The organism is Haloarcula regularis (assembly GCF_029338315.1).
Taxonomy (GTDB): domain Archaea; phylum Halobacteriota; class Halobacteria; order Halobacteriales; family Haloarculaceae; genus Haloarcula; species Haloarcula regularis.
The window spans coordinates 1724359-1747809 of sequence record NZ_CP119794.1 but is presented as its reverse complement, the minus strand read 5'-3'; the positions used below and the strand labels follow the sequence as shown (position 1 = coordinate 1747809).

Here is a 23451-nt window from a genome sequence, read left to right as displayed (position 1 = left end):
GGTCACGGTTCCAGACCGACCACGAGCGACTCGTCCTCGCGCTCGAACGTCGTCCCGAACGGGTCCGAGAGGTCTTGGACGCGCTCGCGGCTCCAGTCGGCGGCCTCGGCGCTCGCCCGGTGGACGGCGAAGTCGTCGATCTCGGTCGGCAGCAAGCGAAGTTCCAGCGGGGTGCCGGCCTCACCGACGGCCAGCTCGAAGAGGAAACTCCGGTCGTTCCGGAGGCGCGGGTCGACGGCGTAATCGTCGACGAAATCGCCCGTGTCGTACAGTATGGGCCGCCCCTGGTACACCTCGATGCCCTGGAAGACGTGGGCGCTGTGGCCGTGGACGACGTCGACGCCCTGGTCGACAAGCCAGCGGGCGAAGTCCCGATGCGATTGTGGCGGCGTCTCGACCATGTTCGGCCCCCAGTGCAGGGACGCAACCAGGAGGTCCGGGTCGTGAGCCATCGCGCGGGCGAGCGTGTCCTCGACGGCAGTCTGTGTCTTCGCGTCTTCGATGTCGATATCGACGTATGCCGTCCCCGGCGATTCCGCGCCCGCGGCGTACTCCGGGGTGTTGTCGGTCAGCGAGCAGACCGCCACGTCGAGGTCGCCGACCGCCACGACGGCCGGCTCGAAGGCCGCCTCGCGGTTTTCGCCGGCTCCGGCGTGGGCGATCCCCCCCCCTCGTCGAGGTGCCCGAGCGTATCGAGCAGTGCCTCCTCCTCGTAGTCGAGGACGTGGTTGTTCGCCAGCGCGCAGGCGTCGACGCCGGCCGCCTCGAGGGCCGGCACCGCCCACTCGGGTTCGGCGCGGAAGTGAAACGCCCGCTCAGTGCGTCGCCACTGCCGGCCCCGCGCCGAGAGACAGCACTCGAGATTGACGACCAGGCCGTCGAGTCCCCGCAAGTGGTCCTCGAGGTCACCCCACACCGCAGGCGCGGGCCGGCGCTGCTGGTACTCGTCGACGAGGCGGCCGAGCATCACGTCCCCGGTCAGGCCGAGTCGATGCGCCATGCTATCCCAATTTATCCTCCACTGACAAAACCGTGCGGTCCCGATTCGAGAGGTAGTGAGTCTCGTCCGCTGCCCGGCGCCCACGCCGAGCTCCGGTGGCAGTCGCCCCGAGCGAACGCAGTATCTGTGCTGAGCGCGACATAGCGGGTATGCCCGATGGCCGACTCACCCTCTACATCGCGACCAGCGTCGACGGGTACATCGCGACACCGGACGGTGGCGTCGCGTGGCTCGATGACTTCCAGCCCGACGCCGACAGCGACGTGAGCCGGGGGTACGAGGCGTTCTACGAGACGGTCGACTGCCTCGTGTTGGGCGCGACCACCTACGAGCAGGTCCTGGACTTCGGTGACTGGCCTTACGACGACCGGCCGACCTCCGTCGTCACCAGCCGCGACCTGCCGCTGGCGACTGACGCCGTCGAACTGGTCGAGGGGGACCTCGCCGAACTCGCCGCCGACCTCACGCGCCGGTACGACCACGTCTGGCTGGTCGGCGGTGCACAGCTCGCCCAGACGTTCCTCAGGCTCGGGCAGATCGACCGACTCAGACTGACGCTGGCGCCGGTGCTCCTGGGCGACGGGATTCGACTCTTCGACGGCGGAGAAAAGACGCTACTCCAGCACCAGGAGACGACGACGTACGAGAATGGGATGGTCGAACTGACATACGACGTCGGGGTCTGAGGTACCACTCGGAACCTGAGGGAACGACGCGAGACCCGACTCGCCCCGACTACTCGACGGTCACGCTCTTCGCGAGGTTGCGCGGCTTGTCGATGTTCCGGCCCAGTCGAGCGGCGACGTGATAGGACACCAGCTGCAGGTGGATGTTCGCCAGGATGGCCGCCGCGCGCGGGTGAGTCTCGGGGAGTTCGAGCACGTGGTCGGCGTAGCGGTCCACGTCGCTCTGGCCGTCGGAGATGGCCACGACCGGCGCGTCGCGGGCCTCGACCTCCTTGACGTTGCCCACGGTCTTGCGGGCGCGCTCGTCGTCGCCGGTGACGATGGCGAAGACGGGCGTGTGCTGGGTCACGAGCGCGAGCGGGCCGTGTTTCAGCTCGCCGGCGGCGAAACCTTCGGCGTGCTTGTAGGTGATCTCCTTCATCTTTAGCGCCCCCTCGAGTGCGACGGGGTGCTGGTAGCCGCGGCCGATGAAGAAGTACGCGTTCGCGTCCTCGTAGAGTTCGGCCACCTCGGCGGCGGCCGACTCGTCGAGGACCTGCTGGACGTTGCTCGGCAGGTCTCGCAGGGCCGCGATGACCTCGCGAGCGTCGGGACAGCTGGTCATCCCGAGCGCTAGCAGGTTGAGCGCGGCCAGTTGCGAGGCGAAGGTCTTGGTCGCGGCGACGCCGATTTCGGGGCCGGCGCGGATGTAGAACGCGTGGTCGCACTCGCGGGCGGCCGTCGACCCGACGACGTTCGTGACGGCCATCGTCCGCGCCCCCCGGCGACGGGCCTCCCGGAGCGCCGAGAGGGTGTCGGCCGTCTCGCCGCTCTGGGTGACGCCGACGACGAGCGCGTCGCCGATGGGCGGGCGCCGTGGCGTACTCGCTGGCGAGGAACGCCTGGGCGGGGATGCCGCTCTCTCTGAACAGCTGCGCGCCGTGGAGCGCGGCGTGATACGAGGTGCCACAGGCGACGAACTGGATGCCCGTCGGCGAGAGGTCGCCCAGATCGCCGATGTCGACGCTGGCGGCCATCTCGTCGACGCGGCCGCGCAGACACTGGCGCAGGGCGCGCGGTTGCTCGTGAATCTCCTTGAGCATGAAGTGGTCGTAGCCGCTCTTGCCGGTCTCCTCGGCGTCCCACTCGACGGTGTTAACCTCTTTCTCGACGGGGTCCCCGTCGCTGTCGGTGACGACCCAGCCGTCGGTGTCGAGGCGGGCGAACTCGCCGTCGGCCAGGTAGACGACCTGATCGGTGAAATCGCGGAAGGCGGGGACGTCGCTCCCCAGGTAGGTCGCGTCCCCGTCCAGGCCGAGGACGAGCGGCGAGTCGTGGCGGGCGGTGAACACCGCTTCCGTCCCCGCGACGACGACGGCGACGGCGTAACTCCCCTCGAGCTGGGCGACGGCCTCGCGGACCGCGGCCTCGGGGTCGGCTCCGTCGTCGAGGGCGTCCTCGACGAGGTGGGGGATGACTTCGGTGTCGGTGTCGGAGGTGAACGTGTGGCCGGCCGCGACGAGGCGGTCACGGAGCGACTGGTAGTTCTCGATGATGCCGTTGTGGACGACCGCGACGTCGCCGCGGCAATCCTGGTGTGGGTGGGCGTTCTCGTCGGTCGGCGGCCCGTGCGTGCTCCAGCGGGTGTGGCCGACGCCGACGGTCCCCGACAGCGAGACGGCCTCCAGGGACTCGCGGAGGTCGTCGATCTTGCCGGCGGTCCGGCAGATGTCGACGGGGGCGTCCGCGCTCGTGATCGCGACGCCGGCGGAGTCGTAGCCCCGGTATTCGAGTTTCGAGAGGCCGTGGACGAGCGTATCCAGCGTCGCGTCCTCGCGGCCGACACAGCCGATGATGCCACACATCAGCGGACCACCTCCGCGTTCTCGCGGACGTTCCCACTCACGGTTACGCCGGCGTGCAGCGTGGCGTTCGGGCCGACGAGCGCGCCGGGGTCGAGACTCACGTTCCCGCGGGCGCTGACCCGGTCGGCGATGACGGCGCCGAGGCGCTGGTCCTCGAACACCTCGGTCCCGACCTGGACGTCGGCGGGGCCGCCGGGGACGACGGTGCTCGCGCCGAGGTCGACGCCCTGGCCGGTGACGGTGTCGATGAGCGTCGACCCCGGGTCGACGCGCGTGTCGGCATCGAGCACCGAGCGCTCGACGACGGCGTTCGCGCCGACGGTGACGTTGCTCCCCAGCGCGGTGTTGGGGCCGATTACAGCACCGGGGCCGACCTCGCAGTCGGGGCCGACGACGACGGGGCCCTGGAGCACCGCGCGCTCGTGGACGGTCGCGGAGTCGTCGACCCAGATGCGGTTCTCCCGTCGGCGCTCGACGAGGCGACCGCGGGCTAGCACCTCGCGGGCGACCGAGAGCAGGTCCCAGGGGTAGGTCGCGTCGACCCACATCCCGTCGACCTCCACGCCCCGGACGCGGTTCTGGTCGACCAGGCGCTCGATGGTGTCTGTCAGGCCCAGCTCGCCGTGCTCGCGCGGCGTCGCCTCGATGTCGTCGAAGATGGTCTCGGCGAAGGCGTAGACGCCGCCGTTGATCAGCCGGTAGTCGTCGCTCTGGGGTTTCTCGACGAACTCGGTGATGACGTTGCCACGGAGTTCGACGGCGCCGTACCGGTGGGTGTCCCGGCGCTCGACCACCGAGATGCTGGTCTCGCCGGTCTCGGCGAAGGAGTTCGCCACCGCCTCGACGGTCCCTGGGTCGATGAGCCGGTCGCCGTTCAGCACCAGCAGCGACCCGTTGACGACCTCGCGGGCCTGCAGGAGCGCGTGGCCGCTGCCCAGCTGTTTCTTCTGGACGACGTAGGTTATCGGTACGCCACGGTACGTCGAGCCGAAGTGGTCCTGGACCCGGTCGCGCTTGAAGCCGACGACGGCCACCAGCCGCTCGATGCCCGCCTCGACGAGCGCGTCGAAGACGTGTTCGAGAATCGGGCGGTTAGCCGCCGGCAACATCGGCTTGGGCCGATTGCGCGTCAGCGGGCGCAACCGGGTCCCTTCCCCAGCTGCGAGGACGACCGCGGTGTCGATCTGCATACTCCAACATGTGGGAGAAGGGGTTTCAATATGCCGGCCTTAACAGTGTTTCTGGCCGACATGTATGGTGATCGTTCGTATACCGTGTTACGATATCCCACCCTGACTGGACGTTCGTCCGGATCGCTTCAGTTTGCCCGAATCGCCGACGAGCACGCGCTGCAGGGGCTGGTTTTGCGGGGTAGGCGGTTACTTCTCCAGTCAGACGAACTGGACAGAGCGGGCTCGGTCTCTGCGGCGTTACGCCCAGACCGTTTGGTAGCCAGCGTCACCGATGACGCCATCGAACGTGACGATTGCATCTGCCTCGCGCGCCCTCTGTATGGCGACTATCTATGGACCATCGGGGCTGGAAAACTACGACTGCCAACCACCGACTCGAATGCACGGATGGATTTGGGAGTGAGTCGTCGAGAATCAACACTCGACCTGCCTGTAGACCGGACTACCGACATTGTGCTTTCAGAAAATGTTCCCTGGGCGTTCCGCGCCATGTTCAACTAATTCGGTGTCGAAGGAAACGAGGGTGGCGTCGACTGCGTCCGCTGCTGCAAGGATGAGTGCATCCATTGGATAGAGAAGAGTTTCGGACTGGAGTTGATTGGCCGAAATCATGTCGGATGCATCTGGAAATGTCACCGTTGCTCGTGAAGTAATCCGAGATTCGATTTGCGCTATCCGCTCCCGTTCGAACTGTTTCTTTTTGCTGAGCACGCTCCGTAACTCCATCAGATTCAGAACGGACACGTACGGCTCATCAGCGGTATTAAGCAACTCGACGGCTCTTTCGGAGCGTTTCGTGTCGTGTGTCACGGCCGCAACGAGAATATTCGTGTCGAGAAGAAGCCTCATATCCGCTCACGAACGTCACGCACTTCCTCAACGGAGTCAGTCTCTACGTCGACAGCCAATTCGGCGAGGGCATCACCCAGCGAGACGCTATCATCGTCTTCTGGGTCTTTGTTTAGAAAATTCCTGAAATCATCCGTAGTAAGGCTCATAGAACTAAATTAACCACCGATCTGGAAAAGTCTGCTGGTCAATCGTCTTTTGCACCCTTCGCTACTGCTCGCGGTTCCCGTTGCTCACCGCTCGCTTCGAGGCCCTTCGCTGCGCTCAGGCCCTCGCTACTGCTCACCCATCCGCTCGCCAGCGACCCGCCGCCCCTTCGTCGTCAGGTCCACTTCGGTCCGCTCGCGGACCACGCTGATGACGTCGAGTTCGATGAGGCGGTCGAATATCTCCTCGGTCTGTTCGACGTCGATGCCGACGAAGTTCGGGATGTCGAACGGCGAGACGCCCGAGTGCAGCGCCATGATGACGCGCTGTTCCGTCGCCGAGAGGTCGATGTCGGCCCGGTTCTTCTCGGCGCTCTCTTCGAGCATCGTCTGGAGCACCGTGGCGTGGAACTCCTCGCCGGCGAGGTGGGTCTCGACGCTGATACCCTCCTCGCTGTGTTCGACCTGGATGACGGTCCGCTCGGCGCCCTCGACGTCCTTGTCCTCGACGTCGAGGTCGCCGATGTCGGCCCGGTCGATGACGACGGCCTGGCCGTCGGCCATCGCGAGTTTCACGGCCTCGTCGGTGATCTTGAGGCGCCCCTTCGTCCACGGGGCGTTCTTGACGACGCCGCCTTTCACGGCGGGGTGCTGGACGAGGATGATCTCGCCGTCGAGACTGGCTCGGTAGAAGTCCGTCTCGAACTCCGCGTGGTCGGCCGCCGAGACGAGGATGACGTCCTCGTCGACGTGGAAGCCGACGTAGTCGGCGACGCCGGCGCTCTGCTGGTTGACGTCGAACCGGTCGACGATGCGGTCGATGTCCGACAGGGCGACCTGGCGCTTGCCGTCGGCGATCATCGCGATGCGCTCTGTGGTGAGGATGAGCCGGCAGTTCTGCCACTCGGCGTCCGTGAGGTGCTGGCCCTGCGAGACCGCCTGTAAGTACTGGCCCTGCGTGTCGGCGATCTTCTTTTCCGTGTCGCTCATCCCGTGACCGGCCTCTCGACTGGTCGTTGTCGGTAGTGGTGAATATAAGTTCCGCCAGGAGTGTCGGAACTGAGAACGGCGTGGACGATTTCATCGTCGGCATCTCGTTGTCGGTTACGAACGCCGCCACCGGTCGGCCTGTCCCGAGGCTGTCCTCCGGTCTGTCGGCTGACGATTCCTTGCCAGTCTGTTCTCGGCCAGTGCTACCGAAACCCTCCGATGGCCGCTTGGATATCCGAAACAACTACCGCGAAAAGCGATGCGAGCAGTCAGCGAGGTCTACAGATAATCAAGGCGAGTGCCTCGGGGCTTGACCCCGAGGTGGTTCACAGACGGTCGCGGTAGGTGTACGCGAGCGCTGCGATGACGGCCAGGATCACCACGATTCCCACGCCGATCAGCGGGATGCCGGGCCCCTGGCCCTGTCCTTGGCCGTCGCCTTGACCTGGGCCTTCGGTCTCTGTCTGCGTGTCCGTCGCAGGGCTGTCCGTCTCCGTCTCCGTCTCTCCGTCAGCCGGCGTCGACGTCTGTTCGGTCACCGCGAGCGTGCCGGCAGACGTGCCATTGACCGCGATGTCGTACTCGCCTGTGCTATCCAGCGTCAGCGAGAACGTCTCCGACGTCGTGGAGTCGGCATCGACCGAGACGGTGCGGCTCTCGACGACATCGCCATCGACGGTCAACTCGAGGGTGATGTCGCCCGACCGCTCGCCGTTGTTCTGGAGCTGGGCCGTGACGTCCGTCGCATCACCGCTCTGGACGGACGTGGCGCCCAGCGAGGCGTCGGTCACCGAGATGGCCGGCTCTGCCGTCCCGATGGCGAACCAGGAGAATCCGGGCGTATCGGCACGGTACTTCTCGCCACCGAGGTGCGTCGTTTCGATGGCGTCCCAGGAGTTCCCGTCGTACCGGTACATCACGACGTCCTCGGGAGCGGCACCCACCGCGTTACGGCGTTCTTCCGAGACCGTGAAGGTGAACTGGCCCGGCGTCGTGTCCGAGTTGCCGACGTTCTGCAGGTCGACGTTGACGTAACGGAAGGTGTTCCGGGTCCTGTCGACTTCCGGCGTCGTGTCGTCAGGCTTGTCTGCCTGACTAACGCGCAGTTTGACGTCCTGAGCATCCGTCTGGCTCGTGAACTGGACTTTGCTGACAGATGCTCCTTTCTCCGTCTTGGACTGGTCGATAACGTCCATCACGACGGATTGCTGGGCCGCAACGGAAGGCACAGTCACCGTGGCCGTGCCACCGGGGGTGGTTATCGTTGCGATTTTCTTCAACGTGCCAGTACTGCTGACAACCCCGCCGCCGCCACCGCCACCGCCGTCACCGCCACTGGACGTGACGCTCACAGTTCCTGCATTCAGATCCTCGATGTCGATCTGGTAGTCTCCAGCGCTAGTAAACGTGAGCTCGAATCTGACGGTCTTGGTTTCACCACTACTCAACGTCAGCGTCTTCGACGCTTGCTCAGTCCCATCGACATCGAGGTTGATGGTCTGTGAGCCAGTGGTCCCGCCGATGTTGGTGACATCGATTGCCGCCTCGACGGAATCACCCGTCTCGATACTGGTGGTATCCAGGCGTGCATTCTTGACGTCGAAGCTCGGGCCCTTTTTCGCACTGATCGCGAACTCGGAGAACTCAGTCGCCGTTGCGGCGAAGATGAACTTCGTCCTCGTCTCGCCGACGAGCGTGGTCTCGAGTTCCTCGTATCGGCTCTGGTCGCTGTCGTAGTGGTACAGCACGACGTCCTTCCGGCTCTGGTCTGCCGCCGCGAGTGCGGCTTTGCTCACGCCGAACGTCATCGTGGCGTTCTTGAACTGATCGGAGGTTTCGGTCGCGTCGATGTACCGGAAGACCTCGGCTTTTTCCGACCGCACGCCGCTGTTGAACGACGTCTCACTGTCGTCCAGCTTGGACTGGAAGTCTCCTGCCGAGGTGTCTCCAGACGTCACGAACTGGTACTTCCGGATACTCGCGTTCACGTCACGGCCACGCGTGACGTTCATCTCCGGCTGTGCACCGACCACTGCATCGGTGTAATCGAGCGTGACACTCCCGTAGCTGACCTTGACGACCGTCTTCTTGTTCGAGAGGAAGATCGTCCGGGCGTCCTCTCGGGGTCGTCGGTAATCAGATTCAGCGTGGCGAACTTTGCCCCAGTCGACCGCGGGGTGAACTCGACGGTAACCGTCTGCGACTCACCCGCCGAGAGCGTGTTCCCGGTTGGGTTGCTTTGGATCGAGTACGCGCCCTCGTCGGCGCCACGAATGGCGAGGCTTTCGATTGTCAGATCAGCCGTGCCGGAGATATCGTTCCGAATCGTGAACGTCCGGGTCACGGTCTCGTCGACTCCGACAGTCCCATACTGGAGCGAGTCGACACCCGTTTTCAGCACCGGCGTCACGGGCGTCCCAGTGACTGAGACGGTCTTGTCGCTCGCATTCGTGGTAATGCTCAGTTTGGCAGTCTGCCCATTGCGCTGTTTCGCATCACTAGTCTGATCCGTCGCCGGACTGTACGTCACGTCGACAGTCCGCGTCGCCTTCGCGGGCACGGTCAGCGAACTCTGTGCGAGGCTGAACTGGCCGGCATCAGTCCCGGACAGACTCAGGTCACTCACGCTGAGTGGGACGTTGCCGGTGTTCGTGACCGTGACACTCTTCGTCGCCGAGTCACCGAGTCGGGTATCACTGAACGTCAGCGAACCCTTGGAGACGTCGAGCGCCGGTTCGGTCCCGAGCGCGCTCAGCGACGACGTGACGGTATCACCACTTTCCGTCTTGATCTCGAGTAGTGCGGCATTGCTCCCGCGGAGCTGTGGTGTCGCCGTGACGGTGAACGACTGTGAGCTCCCGTCCGAGATGGAGGTCGAACTGTCGATTCCCGACACGCTGAAGGCCGTCGAATCAGTCCCGGTGATCGAGACACTACTGACGTCGAGCGTGTCGCCACCCTCGTTACTGAGCGTCAGTGACGTCGACTGCGACGATCCGGTCGGAACCTGTCCGAACTCAGTCGACGGCTGTCCGAGGGTTGCTTTGGATTCCGTTCCCGTTCCGTCGAGTGAATAGGTCAGCGTATCCGTGTCGGGTGAGTTGATGTTCCCGAACGTCAGTTCCGCATCACTGTAGGTCGTTGCCTGCTCAGGACTGAAGCTGATCAGGAACGTCTCGGACTCGTCAGCACTGAGGCGCGTCTCGTCGTCCTTTCCGACACTGTAGACGCTTGCATCGGCGCCGGTAATCGACGGGGCGCCGATGACCAGCTGTGCGCTCCCCGTGTTCGTGACAGTCACCGTTTTCTGGGAGGCGCTCCCGACCGGCGTATCACTGAACGAGAGCGTACTCCCGTCATCCGGACTCTCACTCACTGTTGGTTTGATACCGGTTGCCTCGAGCGAGGCCGATGGCGAACCACCGCTCTCGTTCGTGGCCAGGTCGAGCGATGCGCTCAGTCCATCAGTCGACGACGGCGTGGCAGCAACTGAGAGTTTCTTCGACTGGCCAGGGGCAAGCGTGAACGAGCCCGGATCGGTTGCGAGACTGAACTGTCCAGCGTCCGTCCCACTGATGCTCACGTCGGAGACCGACAGCGGCACACCACCAGCGTTCGTGACGCGGACGCTCTCCTGACTCGTCTGATCGTAGACGACGTCACCGAAGTCGACCGTCCCGGTCTCGAACTGTGCGTCCGGGCCAGTGCCGCTCCCTGAGAGTGGCACGTGCACAGTGCCGTCACTCGTGGCAACGTCCAGCGTTGCGGACTTACGACCGGTTGCACTCGGGTCGAATTCCACGGTGATCGTCTCGCTCTGACCACCATCGACGCTGGTTGGCTGACTGGTGACTTCGTAGGCACCTGAGCCCGGTCCGGACAGCGATACGTCCGAGATGCTCAGTGTCGTTCCACTCGGTCCCGTGTTCGAGACGGTGACCGTCCGCTCTGCGGTACCACCGTTCACGTTGACGAAGCCGAAGTCACGCTCCGTGGTGTCAATGTCGACGGCTTCGCCCTCTGCGGTCCCCTCGAGTACCGTGTTTGCCCCCACGGTCGTTCCACTGGAGTCCGCGGCGAGCGTTAGATCGGAAGTTGCAGTTCCAAGATTGTCTGGACTGAACGTCACCTGGAACGTCGCTGTCTGGCCGGGATCTATCGACGCTGGCACTCCTGCACGGAGTAGTCGGAACCGACACCGGCGACTCGGAAGTTCGTCAGCGTCGCACTCCCTTTGTTCTCGAGAGTCAGCGTCTTGGTCTGGGTGTCCGACTGCGCGATCGGGCCGAACGAGATCGGCGAGGCGTCAGTGACGACGAACGCCGGAGCGACGCCGGTTCCCGAAACGCCGACAGGTTCCGTCTGGTCGTCGTAATCGTTCGTGCTCAGGTCGAACGAGGACGAGGAAGACGTCTCACTCGTCGGTGCGTACACGACGTTGATTGTCTCGGACTCCCCTGGTTCGATCGTCAGCGATTCACCGGACTGCTGGACGCTGAACGGCGACGAGTCACTGAACGACCCAACATCGACTGTGAGGTCAGTTGCAGTACTGCCCGTCGCGTCGTTCGAGATCGTGAGTGGTTCGACGTCCGACGCACCTGCCGGCACTTCCTCGAAGTCGATATTCGCTGTCGAAAGCGAGATCTGGGCTTCTTTCCCCGTCACGCTGAGGTCACGGGTCACAGCCGACTGCGTGGCACTCGTATCGACACTCAGCGTTCCGGTCTGCGTGCCTGCTGAGGTCGGCTTTGCTTCGATATCGACCACCGTCGAGGCATCTGGAGCGAGACTGTCCGGGACGTTACTAACGACACTGAAGTCCCCACTTGCCGAGATCGAGTTGATCGACAGTGATTCCGTTCCGTCGTTCGAGACGACGACACTCCGCGTCGCCGTCTGCTGGACTGCGACGTCGCCGAACGTGACCGTGTCCCCGGAGGCAACCGAGAGACTGACTTTCGGACCAGTAGCCGTTCCAGCGACCCTGACACTTCGGGATGACCCGAACGGATTGTTAGTCGAGAGCGTCAACGAAGCCGAATCTGTCCCGATCTCGCTGGGCGCGTACTCGATAGTGATGTCGGCCGTCTCTCCCGGTGCGAGATCCGGGATTGAACCGCTCGTGATACTGAACGGCGACGCCAACCCGGACGCACTGGTTGTCAGATCCGCGTTTCCAGTGTTCTTTATCCTAATCGTTCCCGAGTCAGTCCCGTCTGGGTTGGCCGAGAGTTCGACGGGTGTAGTGCTCTGGACCGAGAGTTGTGAGGCCTCACCGGTGCCGGTCAGGCTGATATTGAGCGGCGACCGATCTGCGTCGGTGGACTGGATCGAAAGCCCTGCCGTCTGTTTGCCCCGTTCCGTCGGTGCAAATTCGACCTCGATGGTCCGCGTATCTCCCGGTTCGATCGAGCCACTGGCACTTTTCGTGATTTCGAACTGGTCTGAATCGGCACCGACGACCTCGATTGTCCCGAGCTTGAGCGAACTACTGCCGACGCTTTCGATGGTGACCGATTTCGTGACTGTGTTCGACCCATCCGTCGTTGCACTGGCCGCACCGAAGTCGAGTTTCTCGGTGCTCGGACTGATGCCGGCCTCGGGTTGGCTGAGCGTGATCGTCCCGGTCGTCGTACTCATCTGGGAGTCGTTGTTGTCGACCTTCGAGACGACGACGTACTGGTAGGTCCCAGCCGAGAAGTCGTCCAGCGTGTCGACGTTGAGACTGACCGACCGACTCTCGCCGTTCACGGCCGTTACCGAGGCGTCGATAGTCTCGTACTCCTCGTTACTTGCGCCACCATTTGTGATCGCATGCGTGTTGGGGTCGTTGGCCCCGACGTCGTCAGCGAAGAAATCGATCGCCGAGGCGGCACTCACCGGGCGGCTGATTTTGCCGTCAGAGAGACTCTGTTGATTCAGTGTCGTGCCGTCCTCGACGCGGGCCACGCCATTGAGGTCCTTGATCGAGTGTTCGAGCTGCATATCCTCACTTTCGGTGAACCCGGTTCCGAGCGCCGATTTGTCGACGACCGTATCGAAGCGAGCATTCTCGAACGTCGACTTTTTGTAGAGTGCGACGGCGTGGGTAATCTGGCCGTCCTTGCTGCTATCGAACGCATTCGTGGTGTCGACATCGAACGTTAGATTCGCACCCACGCGCGTGTCCGATGGTTTCGTTACCGTTGCGCTATCTTTCTGGACAGTGACCATGTCCACGCCGATGATCGTCACATCGCCGTCGACCGAAATATCGTCTGCCTCACGGCCGTCCTCTCCGACTTCGAGTCCGTTCTCGTCTTTTGCGTGTACGGCGGCCATTATGACGTAATGGCCCTCACTGAAGCTCGACTGCACGGTCTTCGCACCAGTGGAGTCGAGTGATTTGATGTTGTCGTCATCCGAGTCGAGGATCATCTCGAAGGATGCCTCGTCGTTAGCCGTCTGGACACTCGAGAACAGATCGAGAGCCTCGGACGACGTCGTCGGCACACCGTTCCCATCGTTGGTCTTGATTCGTGCGGCGACGAACTCCACCCGCTGTTGACCGTCCAGCGTTGAGCCACTATTTGCGTAACTCTCATCGAACGTGATCGAGACATCCGAGCCATCCTGATGAACGCCGAATGGATTCCGCTCGTTCCCGAAGTCACGAACTAACGATTTTGAATTTGTTCCATCATCGTCGGACGTAAATGAGTCACCATCAAGTTCCTCGCCATAGATCGTTGGCTTCGGCACTTGCGTGGCCGATCCCGTGTTATCGGCTCTGAGAGGGAACGCGGCTCGTTCCCACGCCATGATCTGTCCCCCATCGCTCACTTCGAACACATCGGTGTCCGAGATAGCGGATGGGTTAGTGCTATCTTGACTTGCGCCAAGCCCAACCCCTGAAAAAACCATACTGATAACAACGAGGGCCGTAACCGTGACTGTTAAGCCCTGCTTACCCACACTCATTCTTGGTTTTATTGTAAATTGGTTCCGTTAAGAAACTTTCCATCATATCAGAGATTTTGATAAATCTGTGGCTGATTCTCACTCCGGATTGGTGGCCTCTCGACGCTTACACCATCGGATATTCTCTCAATTAGGCTAACTGTTTGCAGTAGGATCGACTGGATTTCCTGAAGTGCCTCTCTAACAAATTATCGCTACTTCGTAATTGGCCTGTGATGAAACGACTGCTGGCGATTATCGCCATTTTCGAAGCGTTCTCATTGAGCTTCTTCATGCTCAATCTCTGGTACTTCGCGTTCATCAACGGCGAGTCAGTGTCGATTCAGATCAACGCGTTCGGGGAGATGTGGGGCGAGTACCTGTTGTGGCTGATATTGACACCGGTGCTCGTTCTTGGGTTGCACTATACGCTCGAGGAGTTCCGTTCTCACGAGAAAGACTACTAGCCCGTGTGCGGAAGAAGAACCTGGATCGGTCTATCCTGATGCGTGTGGTGTCTCTCGCTCGCATCAATCCACTCGATAATCTCGAATAGTCCGAGTCAGAATCGATGAGGTAGTGCTGGGCGAGTATTCCTGCGTCCTTCGTTACCGACCGCTCTTTCGAGAGCACTTGCGAACCTCTCGTGCGTAGCCCGGGGAAGCGAAGTGAACGTCTGGTGACCCCAACTCTCTCGAAAAGGGCCGCTAGTAGTACTGTGAATATTAGCAGACAAGGGTTGGGCGCTAAGCGCTGGGCGAGACAAAGTGTGTCCCCGGAAGGGAACGGCGAGAGGGGGTGTCGACGGCGAGGGCGCGCATACTGATTCAACATCTATCGTTTCTCACGGATAGTCAATAGTATCCAAGGATAGGAAAACCCACAGACGGTGCCAAGGTTGGAGGGTCGCTTTGAGCGAATTGTCCGCTACCTATCTATTTCCACGCACCGTGGGGTTCGGGTAAGAAATCCTCAACATCCTCGAGAGAGCCTACAGGTGCCGATGGCTGCATTCCAGGGCATCGCCACATTGCTATCTATCCGCTTTGCGCTCTCAGATACCCTCACACTAGTCGTGTTTTCTCACTCTCACCCACCCCTAGGCGGGGCGGATTTCCAAGGTTGGGTCGACAGTGCGTTGCTGCGGGCACCAATGGGGCCGTTCACTCGCTGTCTCAAGACAGTGCGTCAGAAATACGGGGTTGTACTGTCCGGATTCAGCACCTCATGGAGATCTCTCGAGAGTGACGCCTCTCTGTCGGAATGGAATCGTCTATACTCTCGGGCGGTCGAAGCGGTGATTCGGTTGCCCACTTCTTCACAGCCTACGGTATCAGATGGGCGAACTTCAGCCGCCTTGCTTGTGACGGCGAAGCGACCGTCGCAAGCAATACCGTCTGAGAAGGATTCGAATAAGGCCACAGCGCGCTCTCTCATCTCGGTGGAGGGCTGCTGGTGAGTGCTACGCACCGAGCAGATGTGGTGAATACACCCTGGGCCGATCAGATCCCAGTACGAGTGCCAAAACGCGATACTGAGATCAGCAGACTGCTCGATCGATTGCACCTCACATCGCGTGTTCGTCGACCATATCCCGGACCTGTTCGACGGTGTACATCGACGTACACCCCGGGGTGTCGATACGGAACTCACTGGCAGGCGTACTCTCGGAATAGGTCTTCTCGACTCGGGGCTCTCCCTCGAGTGGGTCGTTCAACGCTTGCAAGACGCGATGGGCCTCGGAATGGGACATCGTCACCCAGATCGCTTCGTCGGGATCACAGACGGCCATCTTATCGAAGTCTTCGGGCACGGCACGGCGCAGGTCGTGATTGATGCGCTCTGCTTCGAGCGTGACGACGACGCGACCCTCGGCATCGAGCCCGACGGCGTCGATCCGATGGCGGTCGTATTCGCTCGCGGCTTCTGCCAACTCGTCTTCGTTGGAGCCCATAGCACTCGCCGCAGAGACGACGGTCCGATCACGCTCGTCGAGTTCGAAATACGGGATGACGTCGACGACCGGGGAGTCGTCGTCATTCTGATAGTGTGTCTCGAGATATCGCCGGCCTACTTCGACGGCGAGGACGTGCTGGCTCGTCTCCTCGAGGTCGCCCTTGCCATGGCCGTAATCGACACCCTTGCGATAGTGCTCGCCGATGAGACTGCGACCCTCGGGCGTGACCGTATACAGGCGATGGGGGCGGTCGGTATCGTGGCTGAGGATGCCATCGTCGAGGAGGTCCTGAATCGCCTCGCTCTCGATGTCGAGATACTCCTGGAGGCGAAGCATGCTGTCGTGTAAGAGGTCGTATTCTGGTGGGGTGTAGCGCAGTTGCTGGGCGTTGTAGACCGCCTGGACGAACAAGAGCTGGGTATCGCTATAGCCAGTCTCCGTACGCTCCTCCGGCGTGAGTTTGAGGTTCACCTCACAGATGGGCACGTCGTCGGGGTCGACCTCCGAAAGGGCCGAGCAACATTCGATGGCCCGCTGCATTCCGTTGCTGTCTGGATCGTAGCGGCTCTCACATGCCGTACAGGCGAGGCCGTGAATCGAGGCGTCGTAGGTGACCGTCGGCGGCAATCGATTGGTGTAGGGCAATGCGCTGTCGACGCGGTTAGGCGTCTCTGCATCCTCCTTGTCAGTCTCCTCGACCGTACTCGGTTCGGTGAGTCGGAGCGCTGTCGTCTCCTCCATTCGTGCCTGCGTGCGCTCGAGCGCGCGTTCGAAGCCACGGCGTCGGGATACCGTCGTCGCCGCAGGATGGCCCTGTGGTGGTGCGAGCGATCGGGCCAGAAATGGCTGTGGTTCGTCCTCGTCGAACTTTGCCGGAAGCGAGACGAACCACTGGCCACGTCGGAGGGCGCGAAGCCGGTTGCCAACCGTTCGAACATCCATCTCCTCAGTTGCCAGCCGTCTTGCGAGTTGCTCATCGACGGCGACGTTCCCCGAAACGATGGTCGAGACGTTGTTCAGGACTTCGCGATACGCTCGCTCGCTGGTTTCTCGCAGTTGTGCGGGGAACTGCATCGCAAGCGTGAGCGAGCAATCGAAACTTCGGGACTGGGAGAGGAGGTCCGACAGCAGCGACGAGACCGCAATGCTCGCGACCTCCTCGATGTAGACGTTGACGAGCGGTCGGTCCGTGGCCCCATCTTCCCCTGTCTGTACAGCATCCGGGGCACTCTCATCAGCCGTTGCTTCGGCCGATTCATCGCCCTGCGTCGAGCGGGCGCGACGTTTGAGCGCCGACCAGAGGTTCGAGAGGAGCAACAGCGCAAGGGCACGTTGGGACTCACTTCGAAGCCGGCCCGTATCGAAGATGATGACGACGTCGTCGTCCAGATAGTCGACGAGGTCGAAGTGTGGGTCGTCGTTCGCATCGCTCAGGTCGGGGACGTGATTGAAGATTCGCGCTAACCGGGGATTGACGGGTACTTTCTCGATACGATTTGCCACCCCCTGCATGATCTCGTCGAAGGTTCGCGCTCGGTTGGCGACGACCCCGGCGAGCATCCGTTCGAGATCCGCATCGGAGACCGGTGGCGCGGTATTCCGGTCGTGCATCTCCTGGATCGCGCCATGCAAATCGCGATGGCTGAAGGCATCCGATCCACTGACCGGGTCGAACATGGCCTTCGTCATGTAGCGGATGATGTCCGGCGAGCGAACGGCCTGCTCGAAACGCTCGCGGCCCATGAGCTGGATGAGTATCTCGATGTAGTGATCGACCCGGTCTTCGACGGCCGACGTCCGCGAGATTCCACGGTCGAGTTCGTCGCGGATATCGAAACGAGAGGGCGGGTAGCAGCTCGGCACAATCGAAATAGCGGACGTTCTCGAGGCTGCCAAAGCGCTCGTAGTGCGCCTGCATGTACTCGATGGGCATTCCATCGCCTTTCGGGTCGATGAGGATGTCAGCGCCCGCTGTGGCCGCGTGATTGTCGAGGATGGCGTTGATGAGACTCGTCGATTTCCCCGACCCCGTCTTCCCGAACCAGGCAAGGTGTAGCGACTGCAACTCCGGTGGGAGTGATATCGGCTCGGTGGCTGGCGTCCGATCCTGTGTGAGCGGATAGCCGATCGGGAGCCCCTCTCGATACCGCATGAGCTGGCGTTCGGGCGGGTGCTCGATCGGCTGGCGGTCAGCCGGCGTCGCATCCACACACCGTCGCCCTGCGGCCGTGAGGCCTGCACCATCCAGTATGCAGAGACTCCCGAGTTCGGTGGCATCCGCGACCAGCACCGGTTGCTGGGTGGTTGACCACGGCACCCGATCTGTGACCCGTGTCTTCTCACGCTTGAACGTCGCCTCCTCGAGGTCGCGGCTGATCTCGTCGGCCGCTGTGCCAGTCACGACACGCCCGTCGATCTCGTAGGTCGTCTTCGAGACGTGTGTGAACGCCGTCGTCAGCTGCGTCGCGATTTGTTCGGGCATCTGTCCCGTTGCGTCTGGCGTTGATCGAACGTCGGCACCAACGACTGCTCTGGCGTTCACTTCGAAGGAGTAGCGCGCGTCTCGCTCGTCGAGTTCTGCCAGTCGGTGCTTTTCGTCCCGCGTGAGTATTACGTCTTCTTCGGCAGGTTGGCCAAAGAGCGCGTTCGTCAGCTCCCCACCGAGTGTATCCTCTCCTGCTTCGATGGCGAGTTGGCGTTCAGCCAGATCGGCCGACCAGTCGGCTTTTGGTCGGATGAGTACCTGCAGTGCGATCGGTAGCGGACTGTTCGCGATGGTCTCGACCACTCCAGCGAGCGGGACGCGATCCGACTGGGTGTCTTCGTAGAAGGACTCGAGCGGCGTGAGCCTCGTCTGCCAATCGCTGTGGCGTGTCGTCTGGCGTCCATACTCGACGGCCACAGTCGGTCTGTCTGCTGCTGGTGTGGTCACGCCCTGCAGGAGTGTCTGTCTTCGCTCGTGCACTCGCTCGAACGCATAGGAATCTGGAAAGAGCCCTCTGAGCGTGCGCTCTAGTGCATCCAGTCTCTCTATCTGGTCTATCGTGACGTAATAGGTCAGTCCCGATTCGTCGCCGACGAGAAGCCACTCGACTGTCGGTGGCTGCGTCTCGTCGAAGCGGCGTGCGAGCCAGCCATCGTTCGACGTCGGCGCAATCCGATGCAGTCGACGCATCTGTGACTCCACGACACTCGGATCGAGGTGCTCGTTGGCGGGCTGAATTCGAATGTATGGGTGTGTTTCCTCGGCTGGGACTGGTAGGGTAGTGTCTGTCGGTGGGGAACGGGCCATCGATTGTCGTTGCCCACTCGATGCCAGGTGCTCGGATAAGCGCTCCTATCCTGGCGAAATCTGGCACACGGAAGTACGGAGGTATTCTGGGGCTGAGGGTTGAGACGGTCTAGAGGAGCGTGATTCTGTCGCAACGATTGGTTCAGAGAACCAGAAAGCCCCGGCTGGCTCCGGTCGGGGGCCTCGCTGCGCTCCTCACTCTGTTGCGGTGCTTGTGATCTGAAATCGCCAACGGCGATTTTCAGCATCTCGAAAGACGCTCCGCGCCTTTCGGCGACGTCGTCCGCCTTCCCGGAGCCAGCCGCCCCTTTCAGTCCCACCCACAGTCGGTCGGCCAGCCGGTATGGACGAGACTCTCTGGCTGTTCACTCCCGGACTCTCTCACCGGCTCTGATGAATCAACTAGATCTCGGATCGATTGGATTGCGAGAAGTGGTGAATTATCCGGAAATATGTCGTTGTTTGGCCCCCACGAATGGTGAGTGTCTATTTCCTGGTTCTGGCTCCCAATGAGCCCGTCTCCCCAAGCAGTTACGTGTCTCGCCTCGGACCTCGAGTGCCCCGACGAGATCCGACAGCGGGCCCGAACGGTCGCGGAGCAAACTGAGGGGTGCGGCATGACAACGGGGGTCATCCGGCTGGATCCGCGGTTGCTTGTCTCTCCAGGGCAAAGAACAGGGAAATGAGTGGCACAACATGACGTCACTGAGTCGGGGAACGTCACGCCAACGACCGTCCGGACGCATCACAAGACGCTCGAGGAACTCGCTGTTCAGACCGGCCAGGTAGGAAGCGAGGGCGTCCCATTCTCCCAGCGAATCGCCTCTACCACCGCCGGGAACTGCTGTAGTCGGTCATCGAGGGCGGCGAGTGGATGCGCATCGAGAAATGTCGCGCTATGCCGATCGACCGGCGTGTCTTTGTAAGTGAGCTGGATGTGACAGGGTCCCAGATCCGGATGGTCGGCGTCCTGATGGAAGCCAAGCATCAGGTTTCGGGCCGGTTCGACCCAGTTGATACGGTAGTATTCGTGGTCAACGCCGGATGGATACCAGAAGCGAATCTCCAGTCGTGCGGTCTCCGTGTCGTAGGGGTTACTCAGAAACGCGGTCGGATCGACATCCGCGATGACGTATCGAGGTCGGCGTCGAGACGGGCGATAGCGTACGTCCTCACACCCTGGCTGGTTCGTCAATCGGTCGTGAACGTCGCGGAGGAGGGTCCGCTGTGTATAGCGGTCGCGACCAGCGAGAAAGATCATATTGTGAGAGAAGAGGATTAGCTCGTGGCGCGGTCAGTCACAGCAGTCAGTTGTTCGCGAGCGGCTTCGACGTCGGAGTAGAGTTCCAGCGCGTGCTTGATAAGGCGGCGATCTTCTTCGTTCTCGAGCCAGAACGCGATAGCATCGCGGCGGTCGCGGAGTTCGGCACTTGTGAGGTCACCGTCGGCGAGCGACTGTTCGAGCTCCTCCCATGTCTCGACGCCGTAGGTCGCCTGCCACTCCTCGATCTCCTCGGTGATCGCGGCCAATTCGTTGCGAAGCTCCTCGCGGGTGTTCTCCTCGATGAGCGTCCGAATCTCCTCGAAGAGCAGTCGGGTATAGTCCGGCTGGTAGCGCGTCGTCTCGCCGGCCTCGACGCGACGCAGCTGGCCCTGGTCGACAAGATCCTGGAGTTCCTCGTTGGTCGTACTCCAGGCGGCGTCGGCCTGTTCGCTGATCCAGTTGACGGAGCGCGGTTCGCGAAGCGTCTCGGCGACCGCTCGAATACGGTCGCGGGCGCTCATCGACTCAGTCCACGATTGGATCCCATCTCGCGGAGATTCGGACATGCGTGGCACCTCTTGTATCAGTGTTCGGACCCAATTCACATATATGTTTGCACCCTCTCGCATAATTGAGAGCACATCACGATCGATGGCGTCCGGACGTTGAAATGCGAAACCGACACAAGACCCGTGATGAACCGCCATACTGCGCTTGATTTTACATGGTGATGTCGCTGTTCCGGCATTGACGCCGAACACTGCCGGCTCGAAGTTCACGATATCTGTCGTCGGGTCTTCCAGTCACAGATGTGCAAGGAGGAAGCCCACGGCTTCAGCCGTGGGAGGAATCCGACAAGGCCCAACGCAATCCACGAGTGATCGCAGGCGAACTCCCCAACGATAGTCGTGGCATATATAAAAACGTAGACTAAAATGTGAAACACGGATGGGGGACGCACTTCGCACTGTCAAAATCAAACTTGACGTACCCGACGAGCGGTGCGACGACCTCCATCAGACCAAAGACCAGTTCCTCCACTGCGCGAACACCACCTCAGAGTGGGCGTGGAGGCACCCGAACGACTACTGCATAACCTCGAAACAGAAGGCCGAGACCGCCCTCTACGATCAACTCCGCAACGAAACGGAGTTGACCGCGAACCTCGTACAGAAGGGGATTCGACGCGCTATCGAGGCCACGAAAAGCGGTGTCGCCCGACTCAAGAAAGGCGACAACACCAGTCAACCGCACTTCGATGCGTGGAGCGTCATCTACGACAAACGCTCTGCGACGTTCTACCGCGACCGCGTATCGCTCTCAACGGTGAACGGTCGTGTTGAGTGCGACTACGTGGTCCCCGGCGACGTCGAGGGGACACCGATTGGTGAGTACCTGCTGAACGAGGACTACGAGTTCCGTATGTCTACGTTGCAGTACGACCGCTCGACGGAGTCGTTTTACCTCCACGCGCGGATGCGCCGAACTGAACGCGGACAAGAGCCGTCCACGACTACTTCTGAAGACGCCAAGCACAGAACAGTCCTTGGCGTTGACCTGAACGTGGACGGTTCGCTCGCCGTGACTTCGACGGGGCGTTCATTGGGAACGCCGACGAGATGAACCACCGACGCCGAGAGTTTGAGAGAACTCGCGGCTCGATGCAAGCAGCAGGCACGCGGTCGGCGCACTTGTCGATCAAGTCGATGAAAGACCGCGAACACCGCTGGATGCAAAACGAATTGCACCGCGCCTCAAACCAGGTTCTCGACGAGGCTCGCGACCACGACTGTACGCACATCGCGTTCGAGAATCTGACCGACATTCGCAAGCGGATGGGTGGTGCAAAGCGATTCCACACATGGGCGTTCCGACGCCTCTACCAGTACGTCGAATACAAAGCCGAGATGGTCGGTATCGAGGTTGAGCAGGTAAGTCCTTCGTACACGTCTCAGCGGTGTTCCTCGTGTGGATTCACGCACGAGAACAACAGGCAGTCGAAACACCAGTTCGTGTGTCAGAAGTGTGAGTACGAACTGAACGCGGACTACAACGCGAGCAAGAACATCGCTCGCAAACTCATCAAACGTCTCCGCTCGGGGCAGAAGTCTTCGGGTGGAGGCGCACCCTGTCAGTGTGCGCTCAAGTCAGGGACGCTGACCTTGAACGGCGATCACCATGCCTCCGTCAATTCGACGGTAGAAGGGGAGTCCACTGACAAGCCTACGACTTCAGTCGTGGGTAACTGACGGTCTGACGCACTGCGTAATGCTTTTGCACGTTACGCAATTATTTGCACAATATGCAAGAAGATGTTCGAGTGTGTCTCGATTTTCCACTTCCTGACGAGCGGATCTTCCGGTATCAAGCGATGCAAGACATTCTCCACCACCTCGTCAACAACCCGTTCGAGGCCTTTTCACAACAGGAGCTGGCGACGATGACGGGAGCAGACGTCTCCTCCATTTCCCGAGCGGTCGATCTACTCGAGAAATCTGGCCTCATAACCGTCGAAGACGGTGTCCCGTCGCAAATCCATATTGACCAGGATCACCTCGAAGGAACGGACCCCCTGTTCGCAATCCCACAGCAACAATTCAGAACGCCTGTCAACGAATTCCTTGAGGAACTCCGCGATCGGGTTGACACAGCAGATGCAGTGACTGCTATCGTCGGCGTCGTTCTCTTCGGCAGCGTCGCCCGTGGTGATGCCGACCGGAGTAGTGACATAGACCTCTTCGTCGTTGTCGATGGTGACGGCACGGACGGTCGCCGTCTGGGGACGAAAATCGCACGAGAGTTAGAAGAGCGACCGTTCGATGGTGATCGCTATCAGTTCGAAGTCTTGGTCGAAACACCCGATAGTGCAACGTCTCGCGGCGAACATCTGAAAGAGATCTTCGATGAGGGCATCGTCTTGCTTCAGAACGATCGGCTTCGCGAAATACGGGACGCCGCATACCAGACCGCTGACGGAGGGACGTGAGCGTGCCACTCGATTCTGATGATATTGAGCCACTGCTTTCAGATGCTGAAAGAGCATTCCGGCGTGGCGGGCAGGTGACAGAGGACGGATTGGATGTTTCCGATGCTGGACTCGTACAACTCCGGAAGGCGTGTCGGTCTCTCGCTGGTGGGCGCCTGCTTCTGAAAGACGGTTACTATACCCTCGCTATCGAGTCCGCATTCACCTCAATAGAGAAGACGTTCATGTTCTGGCTTATCACAGAGGGTCATCAGGACCCCGCGAATCCGCCACAGTCACACACGACAGCTATCAAACGCAGT

13 protein-coding genes and 3 pseudogenes are annotated in these 23451 nt (G+C 61.4%); 4 read left to right on the top strand and 12 right to left on the bottom strand.

Going from position 1 to position 23451, the window contains the following annotated elements; translation table 11 throughout:
- Positions 1-2: 2 nt before the first annotated feature.
- A pseudogene (locus P1N55_RS19725) lies at positions 3-1000 on the bottom strand (CapA family protein).
- Between the two features lie 149 nt (positions 1001-1149).
- Between P1N55_RS19725 and P1N55_RS09450 the strand changes: the two are divergent.
- A complete protein-coding gene (locus P1N55_RS09450; protein ID WP_276278644.1) occupies positions 1150-1686 on the top strand; it encodes a dihydrofolate reductase family protein in 537 nt (178 codons plus the stop codon).
- Positions 1687-1735: 49 nt separating this feature from the next.
- On the opposite strand, the pseudogene glmS reads toward P1N55_RS09450, so the two are convergent.
- The 8 genes and pseudogenes from glmS to P1N55_RS09410 all read right to left on the bottom strand — a co-directional run bounded on the left by glmS (position 1736) and on the right by P1N55_RS09410 (position 13542).
- A pseudogene (gene glmS, locus P1N55_RS09445) lies at positions 1736-3530 on the bottom strand (glutamine--fructose-6-phosphate transaminase (isomerizing)).
- Positions 3530-4720 (bottom strand): bifunctional sugar-1-phosphate nucleotidylyltransferase/acetyltransferase, encoded by a 1191-nt coding sequence (glmU, locus tag P1N55_RS09440; RefSeq protein ID WP_276278643.1) that lies wholly within the window; start codon positions 4718-4720, stop codon positions 3530-3532. Before glmU ends, glmS begins: the two are co-directional and overlap by 1 nt.
- Positions 4721-5182: 462 nt before the next feature.
- The gene (locus tag P1N55_RS09435) at positions 5183-5572 is read right to left on the bottom strand and encodes a type II toxin-antitoxin system VapC family toxin (RefSeq protein WP_276278642.1); all 390 of its coding nucleotides are present in this window, start codon (positions 5570-5572) and stop codon (positions 5183-5185) included.
- The gene (locus tag P1N55_RS09430; RefSeq protein WP_276278641.1) at positions 5569-5721 is read right to left on the bottom strand and encodes a hypothetical protein; all 153 of its coding nucleotides are present in this window, start codon (positions 5719-5721) and stop codon (positions 5569-5571) included. Before P1N55_RS09430 ends, P1N55_RS09435 begins: the two co-directional genes overlap by 4 nt.
- Positions 5722-5847: 126 nt before the next feature.
- Positions 5848-6708, bottom strand: a complete 861-nt coding sequence (locus P1N55_RS09425) for a CheF family chemotaxis protein (RefSeq protein ID WP_276278640.1) — start codon at positions 6706-6708, stop codon at positions 5848-5850.
- A 326-nt stretch (positions 6709-7034) separates the two neighbouring features.
- A complete protein-coding gene (locus P1N55_RS09420) occupies positions 7035-8720 on the bottom strand; it encodes a PGF-pre-PGF domain-containing protein (protein ID WP_276278639.1) in 1686 nt (561 codons plus the stop codon).
- A complete protein-coding gene (locus tag P1N55_RS09415) occupies positions 8717-10762 on the bottom strand; it encodes a choice-of-anchor D domain-containing protein (RefSeq protein ID WP_276278638.1) in 2046 nt (681 codons plus the stop codon). The genes P1N55_RS09420 and P1N55_RS09415 overlap by 4 nt, the downstream gene beginning before the upstream one ends.
- Positions 10763-10863: 101 nt before the next feature.
- Entirely contained in the window at positions 10864-13542 is a 2679-nt protein-coding gene (locus P1N55_RS09410) for a choice-of-anchor D domain-containing protein (protein ID WP_276278637.1), read from the bottom strand.
- Between the two features lie 344 nt (positions 13543-13886).
- Between P1N55_RS09410 and P1N55_RS09405 the strand changes: the two genes are divergently transcribed.
- Complete coding sequence (locus P1N55_RS09405; protein ID WP_276278636.1) at positions 13887-14117, top strand: hypothetical protein; 231 nt, start codon at positions 13887-13889, stop codon at positions 14115-14117.
- Positions 14118-15217: 1100 nt separating this feature from the next.
- On the opposite strand, the gene P1N55_RS09400 is transcribed toward P1N55_RS09405, so the two are convergent.
- The 3 genes from P1N55_RS09400 to P1N55_RS09390 form a co-directional block, all read right to left on the bottom strand.
- On the bottom strand, positions 15218-17470 hold the full coding sequence (locus P1N55_RS09400) for a hypothetical protein (protein ID WP_276278635.1): 2253 nt from the start codon (positions 17468-17470) through the stop codon (positions 15218-15220).
- A 2201-nt stretch (positions 17471-19671) separates the two neighbouring features.
- Positions 19672-20160, bottom strand: a complete 489-nt coding sequence (locus P1N55_RS19715; RefSeq protein ID WP_346430018.1) for a hypothetical protein — start codon at positions 20158-20160, stop codon at positions 19672-19674.
- Positions 20161-20177: 17 nt separating this feature from the next.
- A complete protein-coding gene (locus P1N55_RS09390) occupies positions 20178-20729 on the bottom strand; it encodes a DUF7342 family protein (RefSeq protein ID WP_276278633.1) in 552 nt (183 codons plus the stop codon).
- 382 nt (positions 20730-21111) lie between these two features.
- On the opposite strand from P1N55_RS09390, the pseudogene P1N55_RS09385 reads away from it, so the two are divergent.
- Together P1N55_RS09385 and P1N55_RS09380 are read left to right on the top strand one after the other, a co-directional pair.
- Positions 21112-22412: pseudogene (locus tag P1N55_RS09385) on the top strand (RNA-guided endonuclease InsQ/TnpB family protein).
- 53 nt (positions 22413-22465) lie between these two features.
- On the top strand, positions 22466-23149 hold the full coding sequence (locus P1N55_RS09380; RefSeq protein WP_276278632.1) for a nucleotidyltransferase domain-containing protein: 684 nt from the start codon (positions 22466-22468) through the stop codon (positions 23147-23149).
- Positions 23150-23451 lie beyond the last annotated feature (302 nt).

Coding starts and splice junctions, on each gene's coding strand:
- P1N55_RS09450 (WP_276278644.1), top strand. CDS start 1,150: ATGCCCGATGGCCGACTCACCCTCTACATCGCGACCAGCGTCGACGGG.
- glmU (WP_276278643.1), bottom strand. CDS start 4,720: ATGCAGATCGACACCGCGGTCGTCCTCGCAGCTGGGGAAGGGACCCGG.
- P1N55_RS09435 (WP_276278642.1), bottom strand. CDS start 5,572: ATGAGGCTTCTTCTCGACACGAATATTCTCGTTGCGGCCGTGACACAC.
- P1N55_RS09430 (WP_276278641.1), bottom strand. CDS start 5,721: ATGAGCCTTACTACGGATGATTTCAGGAATTTTCTAAACAAAGACCCA.
- P1N55_RS09425 (WP_276278640.1), bottom strand. CDS start 6,708: ATGAGCGACACGGAAAAGAAGATCGCCGACACGCAGGGCCAGTACTTA.
- P1N55_RS09420 (WP_276278639.1), bottom strand. CDS start 8,720: ATGAACGTCACGCGTGGCCGTGACGTGAACGCGAGTATCCGGAAGTAC.
- P1N55_RS09405 (WP_276278636.1), top strand. CDS start 13,887: ATGAAACGACTGCTGGCGATTATCGCCATTTTCGAAGCGTTCTCATTG.
- P1N55_RS19715 (WP_346430018.1), bottom strand. CDS start 20,160: ATGATCTTTCTCGCTGGTCGCGACCGCTATACACAGCGGACCCTCCTC.
- P1N55_RS09390 (WP_276278633.1), bottom strand. CDS start 20,729: ATGTCCGAATCTCCGCGAGATGGGATCCAATCGTGGACTGAGTCGATG.
- P1N55_RS09380 (WP_276278632.1), top strand. CDS start 22,466: ATGCAAGAAGATGTTCGAGTGTGTCTCGATTTTCCACTTCCTGACGAG.